The sequence below is a fragment of the Pseudomonas sp. GW456-12-1-14-TSB6 genome (assembly GCF_059424205.1).
Genome location: NZ_JBWKZE010000013.1, coordinates 101,401 through 123,015, shown reverse-complemented (window position 1 = coordinate 123,015; position 21,615 = coordinate 101,401). Strand labels below are relative to the sequence as shown.

The 21,615-nt window shown below is 60.5% G+C and carries 15 protein-coding genes; 10 read left to right on the top strand and 5 right to left on the bottom strand.

Features of this window, described 5'->3' with window-relative positions:
• Positions 1-17 precede the first annotated feature (17 nt).
• On the bottom strand, positions 18-1,718 hold the full coding sequence (locus AC07Y2_RS14605; RefSeq protein ID WP_039767474.1) for a glutamine--tRNA ligase/YqeY domain fusion protein: 1,701 nt from the start codon (positions 1,716-1,718) through the stop codon (positions 18-20).
• A 250-nt stretch (positions 1,719-1,968) separates the two neighbouring features.
• Here AC07Y2_RS14605 and AC07Y2_RS14600 point away from each other — a divergent pair, with 250 nt between their 5' ends.
• Both AC07Y2_RS14600 and lpxH read left to right on the top strand, forming a co-directional pair.
• A complete protein-coding gene (locus AC07Y2_RS14600; protein ID WP_039767476.1) occupies positions 1,969-2,475 on the top strand; it encodes a peptidylprolyl isomerase in 507 nt (168 codons plus the stop codon).
• Positions 2,472-3,227, top strand: coding sequence for a UDP-2,3-diacylglucosamine diphosphatase (gene lpxH, locus AC07Y2_RS14595; protein ID WP_039767478.1), 756 nt, complete (start codon positions 2,472-2,474; stop codon positions 3,225-3,227). The genes AC07Y2_RS14600 and lpxH overlap by 4 nt, the downstream gene beginning before the upstream one ends.
• 140 nt (positions 3,228-3,367) lie before the next feature.
• Here lpxH and AC07Y2_RS14590 read toward each other — a convergent pair whose 3' ends face one another.
• From AC07Y2_RS14590 to AC07Y2_RS14575, 4 genes are all read right to left on the bottom strand, one after another.
• Positions 3,368-4,897, bottom strand: a complete 1,530-nt coding sequence (locus AC07Y2_RS14590; protein WP_102717016.1) for a DHA2 family efflux MFS transporter permease subunit — start codon at positions 4,895-4,897, stop codon at positions 3,368-3,370.
• A gap of 92 nt (positions 4,898-4,989) precedes the next feature.
• A complete protein-coding gene (locus AC07Y2_RS14585) occupies positions 4,990-6,192 on the bottom strand; it encodes an HlyD family secretion protein (protein WP_007951497.1) in 1,203 nt (400 codons plus the stop codon).
• Positions 6,193-6,207: 15 nt separating this feature from the next.
• Positions 6,208-7,677 carry an efflux transporter outer membrane subunit gene (locus AC07Y2_RS14580; RefSeq protein WP_103386176.1) on the bottom strand — a complete coding sequence of 490 codons (1,470 nt, stop codon included), beginning with the start codon at positions 7,675-7,677 and terminating at the stop codon, positions 6,208-6,210.
• Positions 7,667-8,149 (bottom strand): MarR family winged helix-turn-helix transcriptional regulator, encoded by a 483-nt coding sequence (locus AC07Y2_RS14575; RefSeq protein ID WP_011334990.1) that lies wholly within the window; start codon positions 8,147-8,149, stop codon positions 7,667-7,669. Before AC07Y2_RS14575 ends, AC07Y2_RS14580 begins: the two co-directional genes overlap by 11 nt.
• Before the next feature lie 355 nt (positions 8,150-8,504).
• Between AC07Y2_RS14575 and AC07Y2_RS14570 the strand changes: the two genes are divergently transcribed.
• From AC07Y2_RS14570 to AC07Y2_RS14535, 8 genes are all read left to right on the top strand, one after another.
• The gene (locus AC07Y2_RS14570) at positions 8,505-9,509 is read left to right on the top strand and encodes a fimbrial protein (protein ID WP_146040481.1); all 1,005 of its coding nucleotides are present in this window, start codon (positions 8,505-8,507) and stop codon (positions 9,507-9,509) included.
• Between the two features lie 93 nt (positions 9,510-9,602).
• A complete protein-coding gene (locus AC07Y2_RS14565; protein ID WP_103386178.1) occupies positions 9,603-12,413 on the top strand; it encodes an ATP-binding protein in 2,811 nt (936 codons plus the stop codon).
• The gene (gene pvrR / locus AC07Y2_RS14560) at positions 12,400-13,587 is read left to right on the top strand and encodes a response regulator cyclic di-GMP phosphodiesterase PvrR (protein ID WP_103386179.1); all 1,188 of its coding nucleotides are present in this window, start codon (positions 12,400-12,402) and stop codon (positions 13,585-13,587) included. Before AC07Y2_RS14565 ends, pvrR begins: the two co-directional genes overlap by 14 nt.
• Before the next feature lie 87 nt (positions 13,588-13,674).
• Entirely contained in the window at positions 13,675-16,836 is a 3,162-nt protein-coding gene (locus AC07Y2_RS14555; RefSeq protein ID WP_103386180.1) for a hybrid sensor histidine kinase/response regulator, read from the top strand.
• 22 nt (positions 16,837-16,858) lie between these two features.
• Positions 16,859-17,506, top strand: coding sequence for a response regulator (locus AC07Y2_RS14550; RefSeq protein ID WP_085612682.1), 648 nt, complete (start codon positions 16,859-16,861; stop codon positions 17,504-17,506).
• Between the two features lie 109 nt (positions 17,507-17,615).
• Positions 17,616-18,203: a fimbrial protein gene (locus AC07Y2_RS14545; RefSeq protein ID WP_103386181.1), complete on the top strand. Its 588-nt coding sequence runs from the start codon at positions 17,616-17,618 to the stop codon at positions 18,201-18,203.
• A gap of 72 nt (positions 18,204-18,275) precedes the next feature.
• On the top strand, positions 18,276-19,025 hold the full coding sequence (locus AC07Y2_RS14540) for a fimbrial biogenesis chaperone (RefSeq protein ID WP_103386182.1): 750 nt from the start codon (positions 18,276-18,278) through the stop codon (positions 19,023-19,025).
• 85 nt (positions 19,026-19,110) lie between these two features.
• Positions 19,111-21,600, top strand: a complete 2,490-nt coding sequence (locus AC07Y2_RS14535) for a fimbria/pilus outer membrane usher protein (RefSeq protein ID WP_103386183.1) — start codon at positions 19,111-19,113, stop codon at positions 21,598-21,600.
• The last annotated feature ends 15 nt before the right edge of the window (positions 21,601-21,615 follow it).

Below are 21,615 nucleotides of genomic sequence, written 5' to 3'. Positions count from 1 at the left end.
GTTTCCTTAAGACTTGATCACTGGCCCCACGAATCGCGCAGGGTCACGGTACGGTTGAATACCGGCTGACCTGGTTTCGAGTCCTTGATATCCGCGACGAAGTAGCCTTCGCGCTCGAACTGGAAACGGTCTTCCGGCTGTGCATTGCCCAGCGAGGGTTCAGCACGACAACCGGTCAGCACTTGCAGTGAGTCAGGGTTGATGTTGTCCAGGAAACTCGCGCTGTCTTCGGCCTTCTCCGGGTTCGGAGAACGGAACAGGCGATCGTACAGACGCACTTCGCACTCGATGCTGGCAGCGGCCGGCACCCAGTGGATCACGCCCTTGACCTTGCGGCCTTCAGGGTTCTTGCCCAAGGTGTCCGGATCGTAGGAGCAACGCAGTTCGACGATGTTGCCGTCGGCGTCCTTGATCGCTTCGTCGGCACGGATCACATAGCTGCCGCGCAGACGCACTTCGCCGTTCGGCTCCAGGCGCTTGTAGCCTTTTGGCGGCTCTTCCATGAAGTCATCGCGGTCGATGTAGATTTCACGGGCGAACGGCAGCTGGCGCACGCCGAGTTCTTCTTTCTGCGGATGACGCGGCAGTTCGAGGTTCTCGACCTGGTCTTCCGGGTAGTTGGTGATCACGACCTTCAACGGACGCAGCACGCACATGGCGCGCGGGGCGTTCGCGTCCAGGTCCTGACGGATGCTGAACTCGAGCATGCCGAAGTCGACCACGCCGTCGGAACGGTTGGTGCCGATCATCTCGCAGAAGTTGCGGATCGACGCCGGGGTGTAGCCACGGCGGCGGAAGCCCGACAGCGTCGACATGCGCGGATCGTCCCAGCCATTGACGTGTTTCTCGTCAACCAGTTGCTTGAGCTTGCGCTTGCTGGTGATGGTGTAGTTGAGGTTCAGACGGCTGAACTCGTACTGACGCGGGTGCGCCGGCACTGGCAGTGCGTCGAGGAACCACTCGTACAGCGGACGATGGCTTTCGAACTCCAGGGTGCAGATCGAGTGGGTGATGCCTTCGATGGCGTCCGACTGACCGTGGGTGAAGTCGTAGTTCGGGTAGATGCACCACTTGTCACCGGTCTGGTGGTGATGGGCGTGGCGGATGCGGTACATGATCGGGTCGCGCAGGTTCATGTTCGGCGAGGCCATGTCGATCTTGGCACGCAGTACGCGGGCACCGTCCGGGAACTCACCGGCGCGCATGCGGGCGAACCAGTCCAGGTTCTCTTCCACCGAACGGTCGCGGAACGGGCTGTTCTTGCCCGGCTCGGTCAGGCTGCCGCGGTATTCCCTGGCTTGCTCGGGCGTCAGGTCGTCGACGTAGGCCTTGCCGGCCTTGATCAGCTCGACGGCCCAGTCGTGCAACTGGTCGAAATATTGCGAGGCGTAGCGCACTTCGCCGGACCATTCGAAGCCCAGCCATTTGACGTCGCTTTCGATCGCGTCGATGTATTCCTGGTCTTCCTTGGCCGGGTTGGTGTCGTCGAAACGCAGGTGAGTGACGCCGCCGAACTCCTGGGCCAGGCCGAAGTTCACACAGATCGACTTGGCGTGGCCGATGTGCAGGTAGCCGTTGGGCTCAGGCGGGAAACGGGTGACGATCTGCGTGTGCTTACCCGAGTCCAGGTCCGCCTGGATGATCGGGCGCAGGAAATTGACCGGCGTAACGGGGCCGGTCTTGGAATTCGAGGTAGGGTCGACAGTGGGCTTGCTCATAGGATCCTTGAACGTACAGTGCGCGGCCGGGACACGGGCCTGACAAAACAAAGCGGCTATCATAGCCGATGCTGTCAAGCCCCTGACAGAGCAGGGCTTAAAAGGAATGCATTTAATCGCCGGGTTTTGAAAAACAGCCTCGAAATTCGCGCCTGTCACGCTAAACTGCGCACCTTGGCCCTCACGGGCTGAACCGGTACGGGGCCCAAATGTCCCAATACCCACGAATTCCTTATAAAGAGCATCGATCATGACTCAAGTTAAATTGACCACCAACTTCGGTGACATCGTCATCGAACTGAACGCTGAAAAGGCGCCTCTCACCACCGCCAACTTCATCGAATACGTCAAGAAAGGTCACTACGAGAACGTCGTGTTCCACCGCGTAATCAAAGGCTTCATGATCCAGGGCGGCGGTTTCGAGCCAGGCATGAAAGAAAAGAAAGACAAGAGCCCGAGCATCCAGAACGAAGCCGACAACGGTCTGAAGAACGACAAGTACACCATCGCCATGGCCCGTACCATGGACCCGCATTCTGCTTCGGCGCAGTTCTTCATCAACGCCTCCGACAACAGCTTCCTGAACCACACCGCCAAGACCGCTCAGGGCTGGGGTTATGCCGTGTTCGGTAAAGTGGTTTCGGGCACCGACGTTGTCGACAAGATCGAAGGCGTTTCCACCACGTCCAAGGCAGGCCACCAGGACGTACCCGCAGACGACGTGATCATCGAGAAAGCCGAGATCATCGAAGCGTGATATTGCTGATTTCAGACTTGCATCTGGAGGAGGAGCGCCCGGACATTACCCGGGCGTTTCTGGATTTGCTCGCCGGACGCGCCCGCTCGGCGAGTGCGTTGTACATTCTGGGCGACTTCTTCGAAGCGTGGATTGGCGACGACGCCATGACGCCCTTCCAGCGTTCCATCTGCCAGGCCCTGCGCGAACTCAGCGACAGCGGCACGGCGATATTTCTGATGCACGGCAATCGCGACTTCATGCTCGGCAAGGCCTTCTGCAAGCAGGCCGGCTGCACGCTGTTGAAGGACCCGAGTGTCGTGCAGTTTTACGGCGAGCCCGTATTGCTGATGCACGGCGACAGCCTGTGCACCCGCGACGAAGCCTATATGAAGCTGCGCCGCTACCTGCGCAATCCGCTGAGCCTGTTCATCCTGCGCAACCTGCCCTTGCGCACCCGGCACAAGCTCGCGCGCAAGCTGCGCAGCGAAAGCCGGGCGCAGACGCGGATGAAGGCCAATGACATCGTCGATGTCACGCCGGAGGAAATTCCGCGGATCATGCAGGAATACGGGGTGAAAACCCTGGTTCACGGGCACACCCATCGCCCGGCGATCCACAAGTTGCAGATCGGCGATCAGGCGGCGAAGCGGATTGTGCTGGGGGATTGGGATCGTCAGGGTTGGGCGTTGCAGGTGGATGAGAACGGGTTTGCGTTGGCGCCATTCGACTTCGCACCGCCGCCAGCACTGCCCGCCCCCGCCACCCTCTGATCGTTCCCACGCTCTGCGTGGGAATGCCTCAATGGACGCTCCGCGTCCGCTTCGGCATGGGACGCGGAGCGTCCCGGGCTGCATTCCCACGCAGACGGTTCGACGCCTCGACGTGAGAACGATCTTGCGGGATCCCGGACTTAGTGACCGCTGGCCGCCGGGCCTGCCTTGGCAGCGAATGGCGGCTTCGCCAGCCACACAATCAGAATCAAACCCATGAACCCCCAGCCCAGCAACGTGAAGTAATCCACGGTGGAGAGCATGTACGCCTGACTGGTGAGGATCTGATCCATCTGCGCATAGGCCGATTGGCTCGCGCCACCCAGCGAATGCAAGGTCTCGCGAGTCGCTGGCTCATAGGTGCTGATGCTCTCGCTCATATAGGCATGATGCTGATCCGCCCGGCGAATCCAGATCCACGTCGTCAACGACGCCGCAAAACTGCCGCCCAATGTCCGCAGGAACGTCGCCAGACCCGCACCATCGGCAATCTGGCTCGGCGGCAAGTCCGACATCAGAATGCTCAGGGTCGGCATGAAAAACAGCGCCACCCCAATCCCCATGAACAACTGCACCAGAGCGATGTGCTGGAAGTCCACCTCGTTGGTGAACTCCGCACGCATGAAGCAGCTCAGGCCGATCGCCAGGAACGCCAGCCCCGCCAGCAGACGCAGGTCGAACTTGTGCGCGTACTTGCCGACAAACGGTGACAGCAACACCGGCAGAATGCCGATCGGTGCCACCGCCAGCCCGGCCCAGGTCGCGGTGTAACCCATCTGGGTCTGCAACCACTGCGGCAGGATCAGGTTGATGCCGAAGAACCCGGCGTAACCCAACACCAGCACCAGCGTGCCGATGCGGAAGTTGCGATAGGCGAACAGCCGCAGGTTGACCACCGGATGCTGGTCGGTCATTTCCCAGATCACGAACACCGCCAGCGCGATCACCGAAATCGCCGCGCCGATGATGATGAAGTTCGACTCGAACCAGTCCAGGTCATTGCCCTTGTCGAGGATCACCTGCAACGCGCCCACGCCGATGATCAGCGTGATCAGCCCGACGTAATCCATCGGCTGATGGCTGGTGACCACCGGGCGTTTGGCCAGCTGCTGGCGCACCACCATCACCGCGAAGATCCCGATCGGCACGTTGATGAAGAAAATCCACGGCCAGCTGTAACTGTCGGTGATCCAGCCGCCGAGGATCGGCCCGGCAATCGGCGCCACCACCGTGACCATCGCCAGCAATGCGAGGGCCATGCCCCGCCTCGCCGGTGGATAGACCGCGATCAGCAGTGTCTGGGTCATCGGGTACAACGGCCCGGCCACCAGGCCTTGCAGCACGCGGAAGCCGATCAGTTCCGGCATCGACGTGGAAATACCGCAGAGGAACGAAGCCAGCACAAACAGGATGGTCGCCCACAGAAACAGCTTCACCTCGCCGAAGCGACGGCTCAGCCAGCCGGTGAGAGGCAGCGCAATGGCGTTGCTCACGGCGAACGAGGTGATGACCCAGGTGCCCTGCTCCGAACTCACGCCGAGGTTGCCGGAAATGGTCGGCAACGCCACGTTGGCGATGGTGGTGTCGAGCACCTGCATGAAGGTCGCCAGCGACAGGCCGATGGTGCTGAGCAACAGGCTGGGCGGCGTGAAAGAGGCGTTATTGCTCATCGCGAATCCTATGAAGCCGGGTTGGCGCCGTGTCTGTTACGGACACAGCTGCCCTTTGTGGGAGCAAGCCCGCTCCCACAGGGGGAAAGAGATCAGCGTTGCGCAGTCTTGCTGACCGCCGCGCTGTTGTCGTGGATCAACTGGGTGATCATCGCGTCGGCTTCGGCCAGTTGGCGGTCGTAGACGTTGGTGCTGAACGAGGCCTTTTGCGGCGGCTGCTGGGCCAGTACCGGGCCGCTCTGGTCGTGCAGATTGACCTCGACATTGGTCGACAGACCGACGCGCAGCGGGTGCTTGGCCAGTTCTTCGGCGTTGACGTGAATCCGTACCGGCACACGCTGCACGATCTTGATCCAGTTACCGGTGGCGTTCTGCGCCGGCAACAGGGCGAACGCGCTGCCGGTGCCCGCGCCGAGACTGTCGATGGTGCCGCTGAACTTCACGTCGCTGCCATAGATGTCCGACTCGATCTCCACCGGTTGGCCGATGCGCATGTCACGCAGCTGGGTTTCCTTGAAGTTGGCATCGATCCACAGCTGATCCAGCGGGATCACCGCCATCAACGCAGTGCCCGGCTGCACACGCTGGCCAAGTTGCACGGTGCGTTTGGCGACGTAACCGGTGACCGGTGCGATCAAGGTGCTGCGAGCATTGGTCAGGTAGGCCTGGCGCAGTTGCGCGGCGGCGGCCATCACGTCCGGGTGCGAGGAGACCACGGTGTCATCGACCAGCGCGCTGGTGGTTTTCAGCTGCTGTTTGGCATTGGCCAGGGCGTTTTGCGCCGAGGTCAGGTCATCGCGAGCGTGGGACAGTTCTTCCTGGGAAATCGCCCCGCCGGCCGCGAGGTTTTTCCGGCGGTTGAAGTTGTCCTGGGCTTTTTGCACTTCGGCCTGTTGCGCATTGACCTGGGCCTTCATGCCGTCGACGTTACTGTACAGACCGCGCACCTGACGCACGGTGCGGGCCAGATTGGCCTTGGCACTTTGCAGGCCGACTTCGGCGTCGTTCGGGTCGAAGTTGATCAGCACCTGGCCTTCATGCACCAGATCGCCATCGTCGGCACCGATGCTGACCACGGTGCCGGTCACCAGCGGGGTGATTTCCACCACGTTGCCGTTGACGTAGGCGTCGTCGGTGCTTTCGCTCCAGCGTCCGATGAATTCGTGATACGCCCAGACGCCGGCACCGGCGAGGGCAACCACAACGGCCAGCACCAGCAGCATCACCTTGCGTTTGCGCGGATTGCCAGTGTCCTGGGCGTTGTCTTGAGCTTGTGTGTTTTCGGCAGTGGCCATGACAAGTACCTTGAATTAGTTGTGCGGCGTGGCTGGGGTGGCGTTGGCTGCGGTCAGGATTTGCCCCTGGAAGCCGCCGCCCAGCGCTTGCATCAGTTGAATCGACAGGTCGATCTGCTCGGCATTCAGGTTGGCCAGCTGACGCTGGGCCTGCAGCAATTGCTGCTCGATGCTGAGCACGTCCAGGTAGTTGCCGATGCCGGAACCGTAACGCTGGACGACGGTGTTGTAAGAGTCCTGGGCAATCTCGGTCGCGTGCTGCTGGGCGCCGATCTGCCGGCCGATGTCACGCAGCTGGTTGATCGTGTCGCTGACATCGCCCAGGGCTTTCACCAGGCTTTTGTTGTACTGCGCCACGGCGAGGTCGTAATCGGCGTCGCGGGCATCGAGATTGGCGCGCAGGCGTCCACCATCGAAGATCGGCACCGAAATCGTCGGGGCAATGTTGAAGAAGCGGCTGGCGGAGCCGAACATCGCGTCCCCCAACAAGGATTCGGCACCGGCCGAAGCCGACAGGTTCAAGTTCGGATAGAAGCGGGTCTTGGCCGAATCGATGTCCTTGCTCGCCGCCTCGACACGCCAGCGCGCGGCGACCAGATCCGGGCGACGACCCAGCAGTTCGGCCGGCAGCACCGATGGCAATGCCACGGCGCTGGCTTGCAGGACTTTCGGCCGAGCGATTTCGTTACCGCGATCCGGGCCTTTGCCGAGCAGCACGGCCAGGGCGATTTTTGCGCTGTTCAGGCGTTTTTCGGCGTCGATCAGGCTGGCTTCGGAGCTGGCTTCCAGACTTTGGGTCTGCTGGAACTGGTACTGGCTGTCGATCCCCGAGCTCAAACGACGCTGGCTCAGGTCGAGCATCTGTTTGGTGCGCTTCAAATCTTCGTTGGCCAGGTCATAGACGATGTGCGCCTGACCCAGATCGCTGTAGGCCCGAGCCACGTCGGCGGCGAGGGTCAGTTGCGCGGCCTGACGGTCAACTTCGGCGGCACGGGCCTGACCGAGTGCGGCTTCCCAGGCGTCACGCTGGCCGCCCCAGAGGTCGAAGTTGTAATTGAAACCGGCGCTGATGTTGCGCACGGTGGAGTAAGCCCCACCCTGCCCCAGCGGATCCTGATCCCGGGCCAGACGCGAACGGCTGATGCCGGCGCTGGCGTCGAGGGTCGGATAACGCTCGGCATCGGCGGCATACGCGGCGGCGCTGGCCTGATGGGCGCGGGCGTCGGCGATCTGCATGTCCGGGCTGTCTTTCAGGGCTTCGCGAATCAGGCCGTCGAGCTGCGGATCGCCGAGGCTGGTCCACCAGTCGCTCTTCGGCCAGGCGGCCTGGGACAGGGTCACGCCGTTGAGCGATTGCCCGGCTTTCAGGGTTTTCGCATCGAGACTCGCGCCCTGGGTATCGAGGCCACTGTAGTTGGCGCAACCGGCGAGGATCATCGCCGACAGCACCAGTGTCAGGCTGCTGCGCAAGGTTTTACCGCTCATTGTGTTCACCTAACCGCTGGATGGTGATGGGGTCACCGGCTGCCAGCAAAATTTTCTTGAGGATGTATTCCAGGGTTTTCAACTCGTCCGGGGTCACGGCGCCGGCCAGTTCGTTCATGGCATCGGCACCGATGTGCGGCAGGCGATCGGCCAGTTGCTGGCCCTGCTCGGTGAGTTTGAGTTGCACCTGACGGCGATCGCCTTCGCTGCGTTGGCGAACCAGAAAACCTTTCTGCTCCAGACGATCGAGCATGCGGGTCATCGAACCGCTGTCCAGCGACAGGTGCCGGCACAGCTCGGCCGGGGTGTCGACGCCGAACTGGGCCATGATGATCAACACCTTGAACTGCGCGGCGGTGATGCCGTGGGGTTCCATGTGGGTGTCGATGATCTTGTCCTTGAGTAAAGCGGCACGGCCGAGCAACAGGCCGAGATGGCAATGCTGGAATTCGTCAGGGGTGAAATGCTTCATGTGCTCACCTAATAACTGCCTAGGCAGTGAATGTATGTCAAGATGTTACTGCCTAGGCAGCGAATGTCAACGTAATAGTTAGGGGGCTTGCTAATCAGATGACCAGTGGCTTTGGTTTGGGCGATGGGTAGGCGTTGGAAAGCGTTGCCTGTAGGAGTGAGCCTGCTCGCGATGAGGCCATCAGCCGCACCGTTGATGGTGAATGAAAGGACGCCATCGCGAGCAGGCTTACCCCTACAGGGGAGCGCATTCCGATGTGAAGAGCGCCGGTGCTTTCTAGGAATCGCCTGATGTCCAGCTTTGAGTGTCGCGGCTAACGTACGCCGCTCATTGGCCGATACGTAAAGCCCTCTTCATGAAGCGTTTCCAACCGCAGCGCCCTACCCCGATCACGAAATTGATTCACACGCTGTGCCTGACGCTGCTCTTCGCGTCCAGCTACGCGGGCGCGGCTAATTGCTCGTTCTACCCAAACCATCATCAAACAACTCTCACTATGCAAGTACCCGCTACACTTTCTATTCCTCGTGACACACCTAACGGCACCCTAATATATGAAAGTCCGCCAATCACACTCGGCCCTACGCCCAGCTCATATAAATGCACTAACGAGTTTTCATATGGTGTTTTGAACAACGTCGGCGTGTCTAAATCGGGCGACCTTGTTTACGCGATAGGAACCACTGGACTTGCATGGCAGTGGTCTTTCAAAGACAACGTAACCATACCCATTTATCCGGGCATTCGGCGAGAAGCGGGTGGATACGGATGGGACACCACAAGACACGTGCTACGACTATTCAAAATAGCGGATGTAATCGGTGTACAGAAAATCCCGGCAGGTACACTTGGGGTTTTCCATGCAGACGGTGTATCACCAATGACAATGGCGACCAACGGCGTAACGATCGTACCTCAATCCTGTGAAACGCCTGATATCCAGGTAGAGATGGGATCACACGACATCAGTATATTCGCCAATAACGGAGCCTATTCTGAACCGGTCAAATTCGACATAAGCCTCAACAACTGTCCATCAGGCATTAATAAAGTAACTTATACACTCAAGCCTACTTCAACTTCTCCCTCGCAAAATTCAACGAGGGGCATCGTAAAGCTGAGTGCAGATTCGACTGCTGAGGGTTTGGCCTTGCAAATACTCAACACGGATGGAACGCCTTTGGTTTTACATCAAAGCTATGTGTTCGCGGACTATCCCACTGCGGGAGGCAACTTGAAAATCCCCCTGAGCGCCCGATACTTTCGCATTGCTGAAACAGCTGGCAATGGCGGGTTTGACAAGGGCATGCGCGCCGGATCAGCCAACGCAACGATTGCCTTTGTCATGAGTTACCTGTGAATCCATTAACGCGTTGCCACAGCCGATTGTTCGCCCCCCCTCTTTAGGAATCGTCTGATTTTCGTCGTGCCCGGCCCGCCCTACTGTGCCGGGATGCGCTTGAAGAACTACCTCCATCAGATCAGCCCGGTGCTGTCCACGCCCCACGCGGCGCGACGCTTGTTGCGCATTTTCGCGCTGGTGTTGCTGGTGGGCATTCTCGGCGGCGTGTACAGCTTCCTGCTGTTCACCTTCAACAGTGAGATTTCCCAGCGGCGCAGCTACATGAGCAGCGCCATCGCCGAGGCGCATACGTTTTTCACCACCCGTGAAGCGCTGCTCGAAAGCCTGAGTCTGTCGGCGACCCGTCAGACCGCGCTGAGCGCGCCGCTATCCGAAGAGGAGATCCGTCTGCTGCTCGGACAAACACCGGGCAAGCAGTGGAGCATCTGGCTGACCCAGCGCATGCGCGACTATCTGCAAGCGCGCAAATTGAATCTGCTGTACGTCAGCAGCGGCGCCGAAGCCCAGGTCTGGCGCTTGTACAACACGACGCCCATGGCCGACGACTTTCCGCACGAGATGCTTGATCGCCTGGAAACCCTCAAGCGCGGCAACAACAGTGCCTTGAAAGAAATCTGGCTGACCCACAACTGGCAAGGGCACTCGCAGCTGTACATCTTCATTCGTCTGGATGAACGCGATCTGGAGTCCGGTTGGCTCGGCCTGGAAATGGACGACCGTGAAGTGGCCACTGCCTTGAGCGACCACAGCGCCGGCGAGTTCACCATGTTCAATTCTCAGGGCATGCCGTTATTCAGCAACAGCCACAAACCGCCGCCCGGGCAGAATCTGCCGCTGCTGCGCCAGCAGGATTTCTTCGGTTTCGTCGGAGAAGGCTGGCTGCCCGAGCAACTGGTATTGCGCAAACAACTTAAATCGTCGGATTGGCAGCTGACCTACTCCATCGACTTGCTAGCGGTGTTGTGGGCCCTGTGGCCGCAAATGCTCGGCGCGCTGGCGTTCTGTCAGGCGAGTATCAGTCTGGTGTGGCTGTTGATCCGGCGCCTGGAGCATCGCTTCATCACCCCGACCCTGCACCGGATTCAGGCGCTGGTGGAAAGCGAGTTGTTCAGCCGCGATGTGATCCAGACCGCTCCGGTGGCGCTCTGTGTGTTACGGCGCAGCGACGCTCAGGTGGTACTGGAAAACACGCTCGCGCAGCAATGGCTGGGCGCGTGCAGAGAGCAACTGGGTCGCGGCTGGATCCGCGCGGCATTTGCTGAACACGCGCCGTGCCTGACCGACTATTTCGAGACCGCCGACGGTCGCCACCTGTACCTGAGTTGCGCGCGGACCCGCTACAAGGGCGAAGACGTGTTGTTTTGCGCCTTCAGCGACATCAGCGCGCGCCGGCAAATCGAAGCGGCGCTGGAGCAGGCGCGGCAGTCGGCCGATGCTGCCAACGAAGCGAAAACCCTGTTTCTGGCGACCATGAGCCATGAAATCCGCACCCCGCTTTATGGCGTGCTCGGCACTCTCGAACTGCTCGCTCGCACTCAGCTCGACACTCAGCAGAAAAGCTACTTGCGCGCGATCGAAGGCTCGTCCGCGACCCTTCTGCAATTGATCTGCGACGTGCTCGACGTGTCGAAAATTGAGGCCGGGCAACTGGCGCTGGAACTCAGTGACTTTTCCATCGTTGCCCTGGCCCAAGAGGTTGTGCAGGGCTACGCGGCGGCGGCGCAGAGCAAAGGTTTGCAGCTCTATGCCTGCTTCGATCCGCAGCTGCCCGACAGCCTGATCGGCGACATCAGTCGTGTCCGGCAGATCCTCAACAATCTGCTGAGCAATGCGGTCAAGTTCACCGATTCCGGACGCGTGGTGCTGCGGGTCAACGTGCTGTCCCGCGAAGGCGAGCGCGTCTGCGTGCAATGGCAGGTATCGGACACCGGGCGCGGCATTGCCCACGATGATCAGACATTTATTTTCGAGCCGTTTTACCAGACCCAAGGCAACAGCCACGTCGTTGCGGGCACTGGGCTGGGCCTGCCGATCTGTCTGCGGCTGACGAATTTGATGAACGGCACCCTGCAGATGGTCAGCGAACCGGGGCTGGGCAGCAGTTTTTCCCTGACCTTGCCGCTTGAGCAGCGCACGGGCAACACGCCGCCTGAAACACAACCGAAACTGGCGGGCGACATCGTTTATTTGGTGTCGCCAGTACGCGAACTGGCCGACAGCCTCGCTGGCTGGCTGCGCCGCTGGGGCGCCCGCCCGCACGTCGGCGCGCCGGCCAGTCACGCGCCTGCCGACGGCGGCGTATTGCTTGAGCTGTATCCGGTGCCGATGGATCAGCACAGCGAACTGCGCTGGTCAGGGCCACGCGTGCTGGCCAGCGGCGCGGGCGCCTGTGAGCCGCAATGCACAGTCGACGGCTGGATAGCGAATCTGAACGATCTGGCCGCGATCCGCCAGGCTGTGTGCCAAGCTCAGGGCGGCGCCGTTATCGAGCATCAGCAGACACAGACCCAGGCGTTGGCGCCGCTGCAGCTGCACATTCTCGTCGCCGAAGACAATGCCATCAACCAATTGATTCTGCGCGACCAGCTGCAAGAACTCGGCTGCACGGTGGCGCTGGCCAGCGATGGCGAAGAGGCCTTGTCGCTATGGCAGGCCAACACCTTCGATGTCGTGCTCAGCGACGTCAACATGCCGCGCCTCAACGGTTATGAACTGGCCAAGGCCCTGCGCAGACTGGGCTGCACCACGCCGATCATCGGCGCCACCGCCAACGCCCTGCGCGGCGAAGAGGCGCTGTGTCTGGCCGCCGGCATGAATCACTGCCTGATCAAACCTTTTACGCTAAGAGCCTTGTCGATCGTCCTGGCTCCCTACCACCGAGTCGCCCATGAAGTCCCCTAGCCTGCTGATTGTCGAAGATCACCCGTTCCAGCATCTGTACTTGCAGAACCTGTTCAACGAGTTGGGCGTCTTCGATCTGGAGTTTGCCAGGGACGGCGAAGAAGCCTTGCGGCGCCTGAAAAACCGCGAGTTCGACCTGGTGCTCACCGACCTGCTGATGCCGGGCATGGATGGCGTGCAGTTCATTCAGGGCCTGGCCGCGCAGCCCTCCCGCCCGGCACTGGCGATCATGAGCGCCGCCTCACGGCGCATGCTTATGGGCGCGAGCCTGGTGGCGAGCAATCTGCAGGTCAAAGTCATCGGGCTGATTTCCAAACCGGTCAACAGCGCCGCCCTGCGTTGCCTGATCGACCAGTTGCAGGCGCTGCGTCAGGACGTGCCGATCGCCACGCAGGCTGGCATCGACCGCCAGAGCCTTGTACGGGCGTTGGATAACGGTGAGCTGCAAGCCTGGTTTCAACCAAAAAAGGCGTTGGACAATGGTCGCATCGTCGCCGCCGAAGCACTGGTACGCTGGGCTCACCCGGAACACGGCACGTTGTTGCCGGGAGTTTTTCTACCGGCGCTGATCGCCTGCGATCTCGAAGAGCACCTGCTCTGGCGGGTACTGGAACAGGCAATGGCCGCCCAAGCGGTATGGCGCCAGCAGGGCTATGACATTCCGGTGTCGATCAACCTGCCGACGCACCTGCTCAACAGCCACGACCTGCCGGATCGCATCCTCGCTTTTGTCCTGCACCACGACGGGCTGCCGGCGCGGATCTGTTTCGAGCTGATGGAGTGCTCGGTGCCCGATGACATCAGCAACTTCTACGCCGGTGCCTGCCGCTTGAGGATCAAGGGTTTCGGCCTGTCACAGGATGATTTCGGCAAGGGCTACAGTTCCTACATGAACCTGGTCTCGGCCCCTTTCACCGAACTGAAAATCGACCGCGCGCTGGTACAGGGTTGCAACCGCAACGCCGAACTGGCGCAGGCGCTGACCAGCATTGTCACGTTGGGCCGGCAACTGGGTCTGACGGTGGTCGCCGAAGGCGTGGAAACCGCGCAGGAACTTGCTCTGTTGCGTAAAATCGACTGCACTCAGGTTCAGGGTTTCCTGATCTCCCACGCCGTGTCTTCGGAACAGTTCCAGCAGTTGCTCTGTCATGACGGACCGGCGAATGTCTGGTGATCTGCAGCTCGCGGCGGACGACCACCACTTGCCATCGAGGTCAGCCGTGTTCAAACGCTTACCCAATTTTATCGACCGAGCGTATTGATGCCGCACCCCAATGCCCTGCTGGAAAAACTTGCCAACAGCTCGCAGCGCCTAAACAAGGGCTTACTGATCCTCGGCGCGCTTGCGCTGCTGTTGCTGGGTATCAGTTATCTGGGCGTGCAGCGCATGGTGGAAGAACAGCGCGATACCCTGCAGTTCCACTTCGCCCGACTGATGGAAAACATTCGCGAGCAGGAGGCCTTTCTCGACGCGATCTCTAGGGCCAGCGCCAAGGGTGTGTACTTTGCCGAGGCTGTGACGCCGCCTGTTGTCCAAAAGCTTTTGCCCGAAGAAGGGCCGAACATTTACGAAGGCCGTGGGCTGCCGTTTTCGCTGCCGTTCAGCGTAAAGATCGATCCGGAGCGAATCGCCCCCAGCCAACACCCCAAGGTGTTTGTCCTCGGCAGCTATCTGGCAGCTTACTACAGCGCCTTCTGGGCAGCCTCGCATTACCAGTCTCCGCAGGTGATCCTGCTCAACGGGCCGGACAATTACGATATCGCCGTGCCTGCCACCGGCCGTTTGCGCGGCGCCGGGCCAACGCAGGTCGGCCGGTTCGTCGAACTCATGACCCAAATGAACATGCAGCGCCACGCACAGACTTCAGAGCAAGTGCACTGGGCTCCCTACCCGTTCGAGCAGGAAAACGATGGCACCCCGAGCCTGCTGGCTTACGTGCGGATCAACCTGAGTAAACCGACGCTGAGGATTGAGGGGGCGAACTCCTGGGTGCTGCTCGGCTCGCTGTTGAAACTGTCCCAGGTCAACAATATCGAGCGTTTGATGGAGTGGTCGATCTACGACGATTTCACCCTGATCACGCCCAACGGCACAGCGTTGATCGGTGCGCTCAAGCCAGACCAAGTGCTCGATGACGGCGCGAACCTGACCCGCGACGGCCTGGTGTTCAAGCTGACCAGCCCCGGCGACCAACGCTGGACGGCGATCTATGTGATCAGCGTGCAGAGTTTTCTCGATTACGCGCTGTGGCCACTGCTATGCCTGCTGGCACTGGTGCTGGCGCTGCTTGGCAGTGGCCGCGCGCTCAATCGCTGGTACACCCAACGCGTTATCCTCCCCGCGCAAACTGCCCACGCCAGCATCGCCGAAAGCGAAGCCTTCAGCCGTGCGGTCATCGACACCGCGCCGACTGGCCTGTGCGTGATCAGCCGCCGCGATCATCAGGTGTTGCTGGAAAACCAGCTCGCCCAGCAATGGCACGACACTGGCGAACTGATCAGCCTGCTTGACCAGCAGGCAGCGACTGGCCATGGTCATGCCGAACTGGAGATAGACAGCCGGCATTTGCATGTCGCTTTCGTCGCCACTCGTTATCAGGGTCAGGATGCCTGGCTGTGTGCGCTGCACGACGTCACCCGACATGTGGAAGACGCCGCGGCACTGGAAGTCGCGCGTCAGGCCGCCGACTCGGCCAATCAGGCCAAGAGCCGGTTTCTGGCGACGATGAGTCATGAAATCCGTACGCCGCTGTATGGCGTGCTCGGCACTCTGGAGCTGCTCGGCCTGACCGCCCTCGCCCCACGCCAACAGGATTATCTGGAGACCATTCAGCGCTCGTCGGCCAGTCTGTTCAAGTTGATCAGCGATGTGCTGGATGTGTCGAAGATTGAGGCCGGGCAGATGAACCTCGAGCTTCAGCCGTTCTGCCCGCTGGAACTGACCGAAGACGTGGTGCGCAGCTACGCCGCTTTTGCCCGCGGCAAAGGGTTGCAATTGTATGCCTGCATTGATGCAGCACTGCCGGATCACTTGCTCGGTGATGCGCAGCGTATTCGCCAGATCCTCAACAACCTGCTTAGCAACGCGATCAAGTTCACCGATAACGGCCGTGTGGTCGTGCGTGTTCGTGTGCTGCAAAACTCAAGCGGTCGAGCCCGGGTGCAGTGGCAGGTCAGCGACTCGGGCGTGGGCATTTCCCAGGCGCAGCAACAGCAATTGTTCGACCCTTTCTACCAAGTCAACGAAGCCGACAGTCATGCCGGCGCGGGTCTCGGTCTGGCCATTTGCAAATGGCTGTGCGAGTTGATGCACGGCGAGTTGAACGTGGTCAGTGAACCGGGACTAGGCAGCTGCTTCAACTTGCAACTGATGCTCGATTGCGCACCGGGCAGCCTCGCCGATTGCCCGGCGATCGGCGCCGACAGCCCCGCCGTCTACGTGCGTGCGCCAGTCGCTGAACTGGCGCAACATCTGATGGCGTGGCTGAACCGCTTTGGCCTCGACTGTCGACTGGTGACCAACGAGCTGCCGCCGCCTTCGGCGCTGCTGGTCGATCTTGCACCACTGGCCAGCGCTACAGCTTTCGCTGGCCGGCGAATCGTCGCCATTGCCGCTGGCCCCAACCCGGCGCAGGTGAGCGGCAATGACTGGCAGGTCGATGCCGACGACGTGCGCGCGATCGGCTGGGCGATTGCCCTCGCCGTGCACGGCGCCGGTCAGCAGCGCACGCCGTCGCGGCAGGCAAACACCCGAGCGCTGAATCTGCGCGTGCTGGTGGCCGAGGACAATGCGATCAACGCGGCGATCATCAAGGAACAACTGGAGGCGCTGGGCTGCTCGGTGGTTGTCGCAACCAATGGCGAACAGGCTCTGGCGCACTGGGCACCGGGGCGCTTCGACTTGCTGCTGACCGACGTCAACATGCCGGTCATGAACGGTTATCAACTGGCCGCAGCACTGCGCGAGCAGGATGCGACATTGCCGATCATCGGCGTCACTGCCAATGCCTTGCGCGAAGAAGGCGAGCGCTGCGCCGCCGTCGGCATGAACGCGTGGATGGTCAAACCGCTGAACCTGGCGACGCTGCGTGCGCAACTGCAAAGCCACTGCCATATCGCTGTCGCGCCGGTCGCCGATACCCCGCCGACGCTCTCGCCGAAAATGCGCGAGCTGTTTGTCGTAACCCTGCGCCGCGACATTCACACCACCCTCAACGCGCTCGACGCAGCCGATGCCGACAGCGTCGCGCGGCAACTGCACAGCATGGCCGGGGCACTGGGCGCGGTGCAGATCCCGGCCCTGGCCAGCGCATTCGTCGAACTGGAATGTCGCCTGACCGGCATGGCCGTCACCCCGGCGCTGGGCGGTGAGGTGCGTCAACAACTGGCGCGCCTGAGCGACCTGCTCGATGCCTTTGAATAATTTCACTCTGGATAAAGCACCCATGGAAACCTTCAACGTTGTCATCGCCGATGATCATCCCATCGTCCTGCTGGGGGTGCGGGAACTGGTCGAGCGTGACCACCACTTCAGCGTAATCGGCGAAGCCGTTTGCCCCGATGAGTTAATCGATTTGCTGAAGACCCAGCCGGTGGATCTGTTGATCACCGATTTCAACATGCCCGGTGACTCGCGTTACGGTGACGGACTGAAGCTGGTGGAATACGTGACCCGGCATTTCCCCCAGGTGCGGGTGCTGGTCCTGACCATGATTTCCAATCCGTTGATCCTGGCCCGTCTGCAGGAACTGGGTGTACTGGCGGTGATTCAGAAAAGCCAGTTGCACGTTGAAATAGAAGTGGCGCTCAAAGCCATTGCCAAAGGCCATACGGTTCGCAGCAAACAACCCGCGCCCACTTCGGTGCTGGACAACAGCGCGGACCTGGATGAACGCTTTGCCCGCTTGTCGCCCAGAGAACATGAAATCCTGCGGTTGTTTGTGCAAGGACAAGGCGTCAATGAAATAGCCCGAGGACTTAACCGAAGTGCCAAAACAGTCAGTACACAGAAAGTTTCAGCCATGCGAAAACTTGAAGTAAACAGCGATCAGGAGTTAATGACTTATTGCATCGAGCGCAACTTGTTCAACTAGACAATTGCGCACTTCAGCATGACTTGCCGCGCATCTAGGAATCGTCTGATGTTCCAGCGCAAGTACGCGATTTATTGTGTTGCTTTAACCCCACCAATGGAAAAGCAACATGAAAAAGCTGTCTCGCACGCTTCTCGCCTTGTCGATCTTCGCTGCCGGTAATGTTCTGGCGGCCGATCCTGTTTCGCCAACCAAGGCTGGCAGCGGCACTATCAATTTCACAGGTAGCATCAACAACGATGCCTGCTCGGTCGAAGGCGCCGACAAGGACAAGACAATCTCGGTCAACATGGGCGAAGTGTCGATCAAGGACATGGGCACCGCCACCGCGCCGAAAGGCAACGGCACCCTGAGCGTCGAAAACTTCGACATGAAGATCAACTGCAATGCCGGGACCAAGGTGGCGATGATCTTCGAACCGACCAAGGGCGCAGGTTCAGGCATCGAAACCGGCACCAAGGTCTTGAAACTAATCGACGGCCTGGGCTCGGCAAAAGGCATCGGCATCGCCCTGCTTGACTCCAACGGAGCGGTGATCGACCTGACATCGCCAACCACCGCGCGGATTGAAAACACCCTGCAAGACAGCAACACCACGCTGAAATTCTCGGCCGCCTACGTGACCACCGTCGATCCGAAACTGGCGGTCGCCGGTCGCGGTGATGCGACCCTGCCGTTCACCCTGCAATACGAATAATCGCGCGATTCATCGAACCAGTGCGGGGCGCAACGGCCCTGCACTTCCCTTCACTTTGCGCGGTAATTGTTCATGTTCCTACGTCATTCCCTATCCCTGTGCGTCGGCCTCCTGGTCCTGTTCGCCGTCAATCAGGCCATGGCCGGCATTTCGTTGAGCAGCACCCGGCTGATTTTCGATGGCAACCACAAAGAAGCCAGCATCACAGTGCGCAACAGCGGTGCAGACGTGTTGGTTCAGTCCTGGGTCGACACCGACAGCGACGAAGCAGGTTCAGCGCCGTTCGCCGTCACCCCGCCTCTGGTGCGGGTCAGCGGCGATCAACAACAGATTCTGCGGGTTATCTACGAAGGCACCGGCATGCCCGGCGACCGCGAGTCGGTGGTGTGGCTGAATGTCCAGGAGATCCCTCAATCTGCGAAAACCGCGAACACCCTGCAACTGGCGGTGCGTCAGCGCATCAAGGTGTTCTTTCGCCCCGCCGGTTTGCCAGACAAAGCCTATCAAGCGCCGACCGAGTTGCGCTGGCGACTGATCGAGCGCGCCGGCAAAAGCATGTTGGTGGTGAACAATCCAGGGCTCTATCACGTATCGATTGCCGATATAACAATGCAAGCGGGCGCCAGCAGCGAAAAGCCATTCGATTCGATGATGATTGCGCCCGGCGAACAAAAAGAGTTCGCACTCAAACAACCTAACGCGGCCAGTTCTGCGCAACTGTCATTCAGCAGCATCAACGACTACGGCGCCCGAGACCGTTATTTCGCGAAACTTTCCGGCAGCGCCGAAGTTAGCGCCAGCCTTGATAAAGAATCGCCATAACTCGCGTGCCGCTTTATCAGCCGCACTTTCACTGTATTTCTCTTCGCTCCGTTAGTTCGTATCGGAGGTGATATAGGGTTCCTGCATGTTTTTTTTAAAGCGCGATGGATTGGCGCCGTTTTCGGTTGCACTGGTCGTCAGCACAACTTGCCTGGCCGATGGCGAAGAACAATTCAATACATCGTTTCTGCAAGGCGCGACGTCTGCCGTCGATCTGCAGACCCTCCTCGCCGGCAGCCAGGTTCTCCCCGGCACTTATCGGGTCGACCTGTATGGCAACGACACCCTGGTCGGCCGTCGCGATATCGATTTTCGCCACCATCCCGACAGCCACAAGGTCGAAGCCTGCCTGACGCTGGACATGCTCAAGCAACTGGGTGTGGATCTTGGCAAGCTGCAGGCCAGCGGCAAACTGGACAGCGCCGCCGCCGACACCTGCCTTGATCTGCCCGCGCTGATCGATCAGGCCACCGTGCGCTATGACGTGCCGCGCCTGCGCTTGCTGGTCAGCGTGCCGCAAAGCGCCATGGAGCGTGGCCGCCGTGGTTATGTCGATCCGGCGCTGTGGGACGAAGGCGTACCCGCAGCGTTCATCAACTATCAGGTGAGCAGCAACCGCAACAGCACCGACGTCGATACCACGATCGCCAATAACGTCGGCCTGCGCAACGGCATCAACCTCGGCGGCTGGCGCTTGCGCAACGAGTCCAACTTCAACAGCAGCACCGGTCGGCCGAGCACGTTCAAGAGCAATCGCAGTTATCTGCAACACGACGTCACCGCGCTGAAGGGCCAGTTCAGCGCCGGCGACATTTTCTCTGATGCCGACCTGTTCGACAGCGTGCGCTATCGCGGCGTGAAATTGGCCTCCGACGATGGCATGCGTGCCGACAGCGAGCGCGGTTATGCGCCGGTGATTCGCGGCATCGCACAATCGAGCGCGACCGTGGAGATTCGCCAGAACGATTACATTCTGTACACCGCCAACGTGCCACCCGGGCCGTTCGAAATCAGCGACATATATCCCAGCGGCTCCAACGGCGATCTGGAAATCACCGTCATCGAAGCCGACGGTCGGCGCCGGGTCACGGTGCAGGCGTTTTCCAGCCTGCCGATCATGGTGCGCGAGGGGCAACTCAAGTACAGCGTTTCGGCGGGCCGCTACAACAGCAACAGCGATGATCAGCAATCGCCGGAGTTCGTCAGCAGCACGGTGGCTTACGGTGTCAGCAGCAATTTGTCGGCGATCGTGGGCACCCAGGCCAGCGAAGATTTCCAGGCGTTTTCCGTTGGCGCCGGGCGCAACACTGCGATCGGTGCGATCTCGCTGGACCTGACCCACTCCAGCAGCCGCACATTTGCCCAGACCGTAAAGGGCAACAGCCTGCGCGCGCTGTACGCCAAGACGTTCACCGGCACCGACACCAACTTCACCCTCGCCGCTTACCGCTATTCGACCGAGGGCTATCGAACCTTCAGCGAACATGTCGAGGAGCTGAACAGCGAGGGCCAGAAGCGCACCGGCAACTCGAAAACCCGCACTGACCTGACCGTCAACCAGAGCCTTGGGCGCAACCAGCAGTTCGGCAGTATTTACCTCAATGCCAGTGACCAGCGCTACTGGGGACGAGGCAGTTCGCAAAGCCTGGCGGCTGGTTACAGCAATTATTGGGGCGATGTCAGCTACAACCTCAGCGCGACTTACACTAAGGATGTCGCCAACTATGGGCCGGCGAACAACGACACGTTGTTCAATCTCTCAGTGTCGTTTCCCTTGGGTTCGAAACCCCGCGCGCCACGCGCTTTCGTCTCGGCCAGCTCGCAGAAGGACACCAGCAGTACCCAGGTCGGCATCAACGGCTATCTGTCCGAAGACAGCGACACCTACTACTCGGTACAAGGCGGCAACAGCCGCACCGGCGGCAGCACCGGCTCGGCCAATATCAGCACACGAACGTCGGTGATGGACATCAGTGCCGGTTACAGCCAGGGCCGTGGCTACAACTCGCAGAATCTCAATGTTGCCGGTTCGATTGTCGGTCACGCGGGCGGCATCAACCTCGGGCAGACCGTCGGTGAGACGTTCGCGCTGGCACAGATCGAGGGCGTTGAAGGCGTGAAGATCGCCAGCTTCTCCGGGGTGAAAACCGCTGGCAACGGTTATGCGGTGGTGTCCAACGCGCAGCCGTATCGGGTCAACTGGATCAGCCTCGACACCCGCGATCTTGGCGGTGATTTCGAAATTGAAAACGCCACCCGGCAAGTGGTACCGCGCCGTGGTGCCGTGGTACTGGCGCGCTATGCCAGCAAGACCGGGCGTCGGGTGCAATTCGCCCTGTTCGATGTGCAGCATCAGCCAATCCCGTTTGGGGCGTCACTGGAAGACGCCGCCGGCAAGCAACTGGCGATCTCCGACCCAAGCGGCAAGGCACTGGCGCTGGTCGCGGACGCCGCCGGCACCCTGACCATCAACTGGCAAGGCCAGCGCTGCGAGGCGTCGTATGCACTGCCCGAGCGTGACAAGGCGTTGAATTACGAGCGCGCATCGTTGGTATGTCGCCCGGATCAAAACTAGGAGCGAGATTGCTCG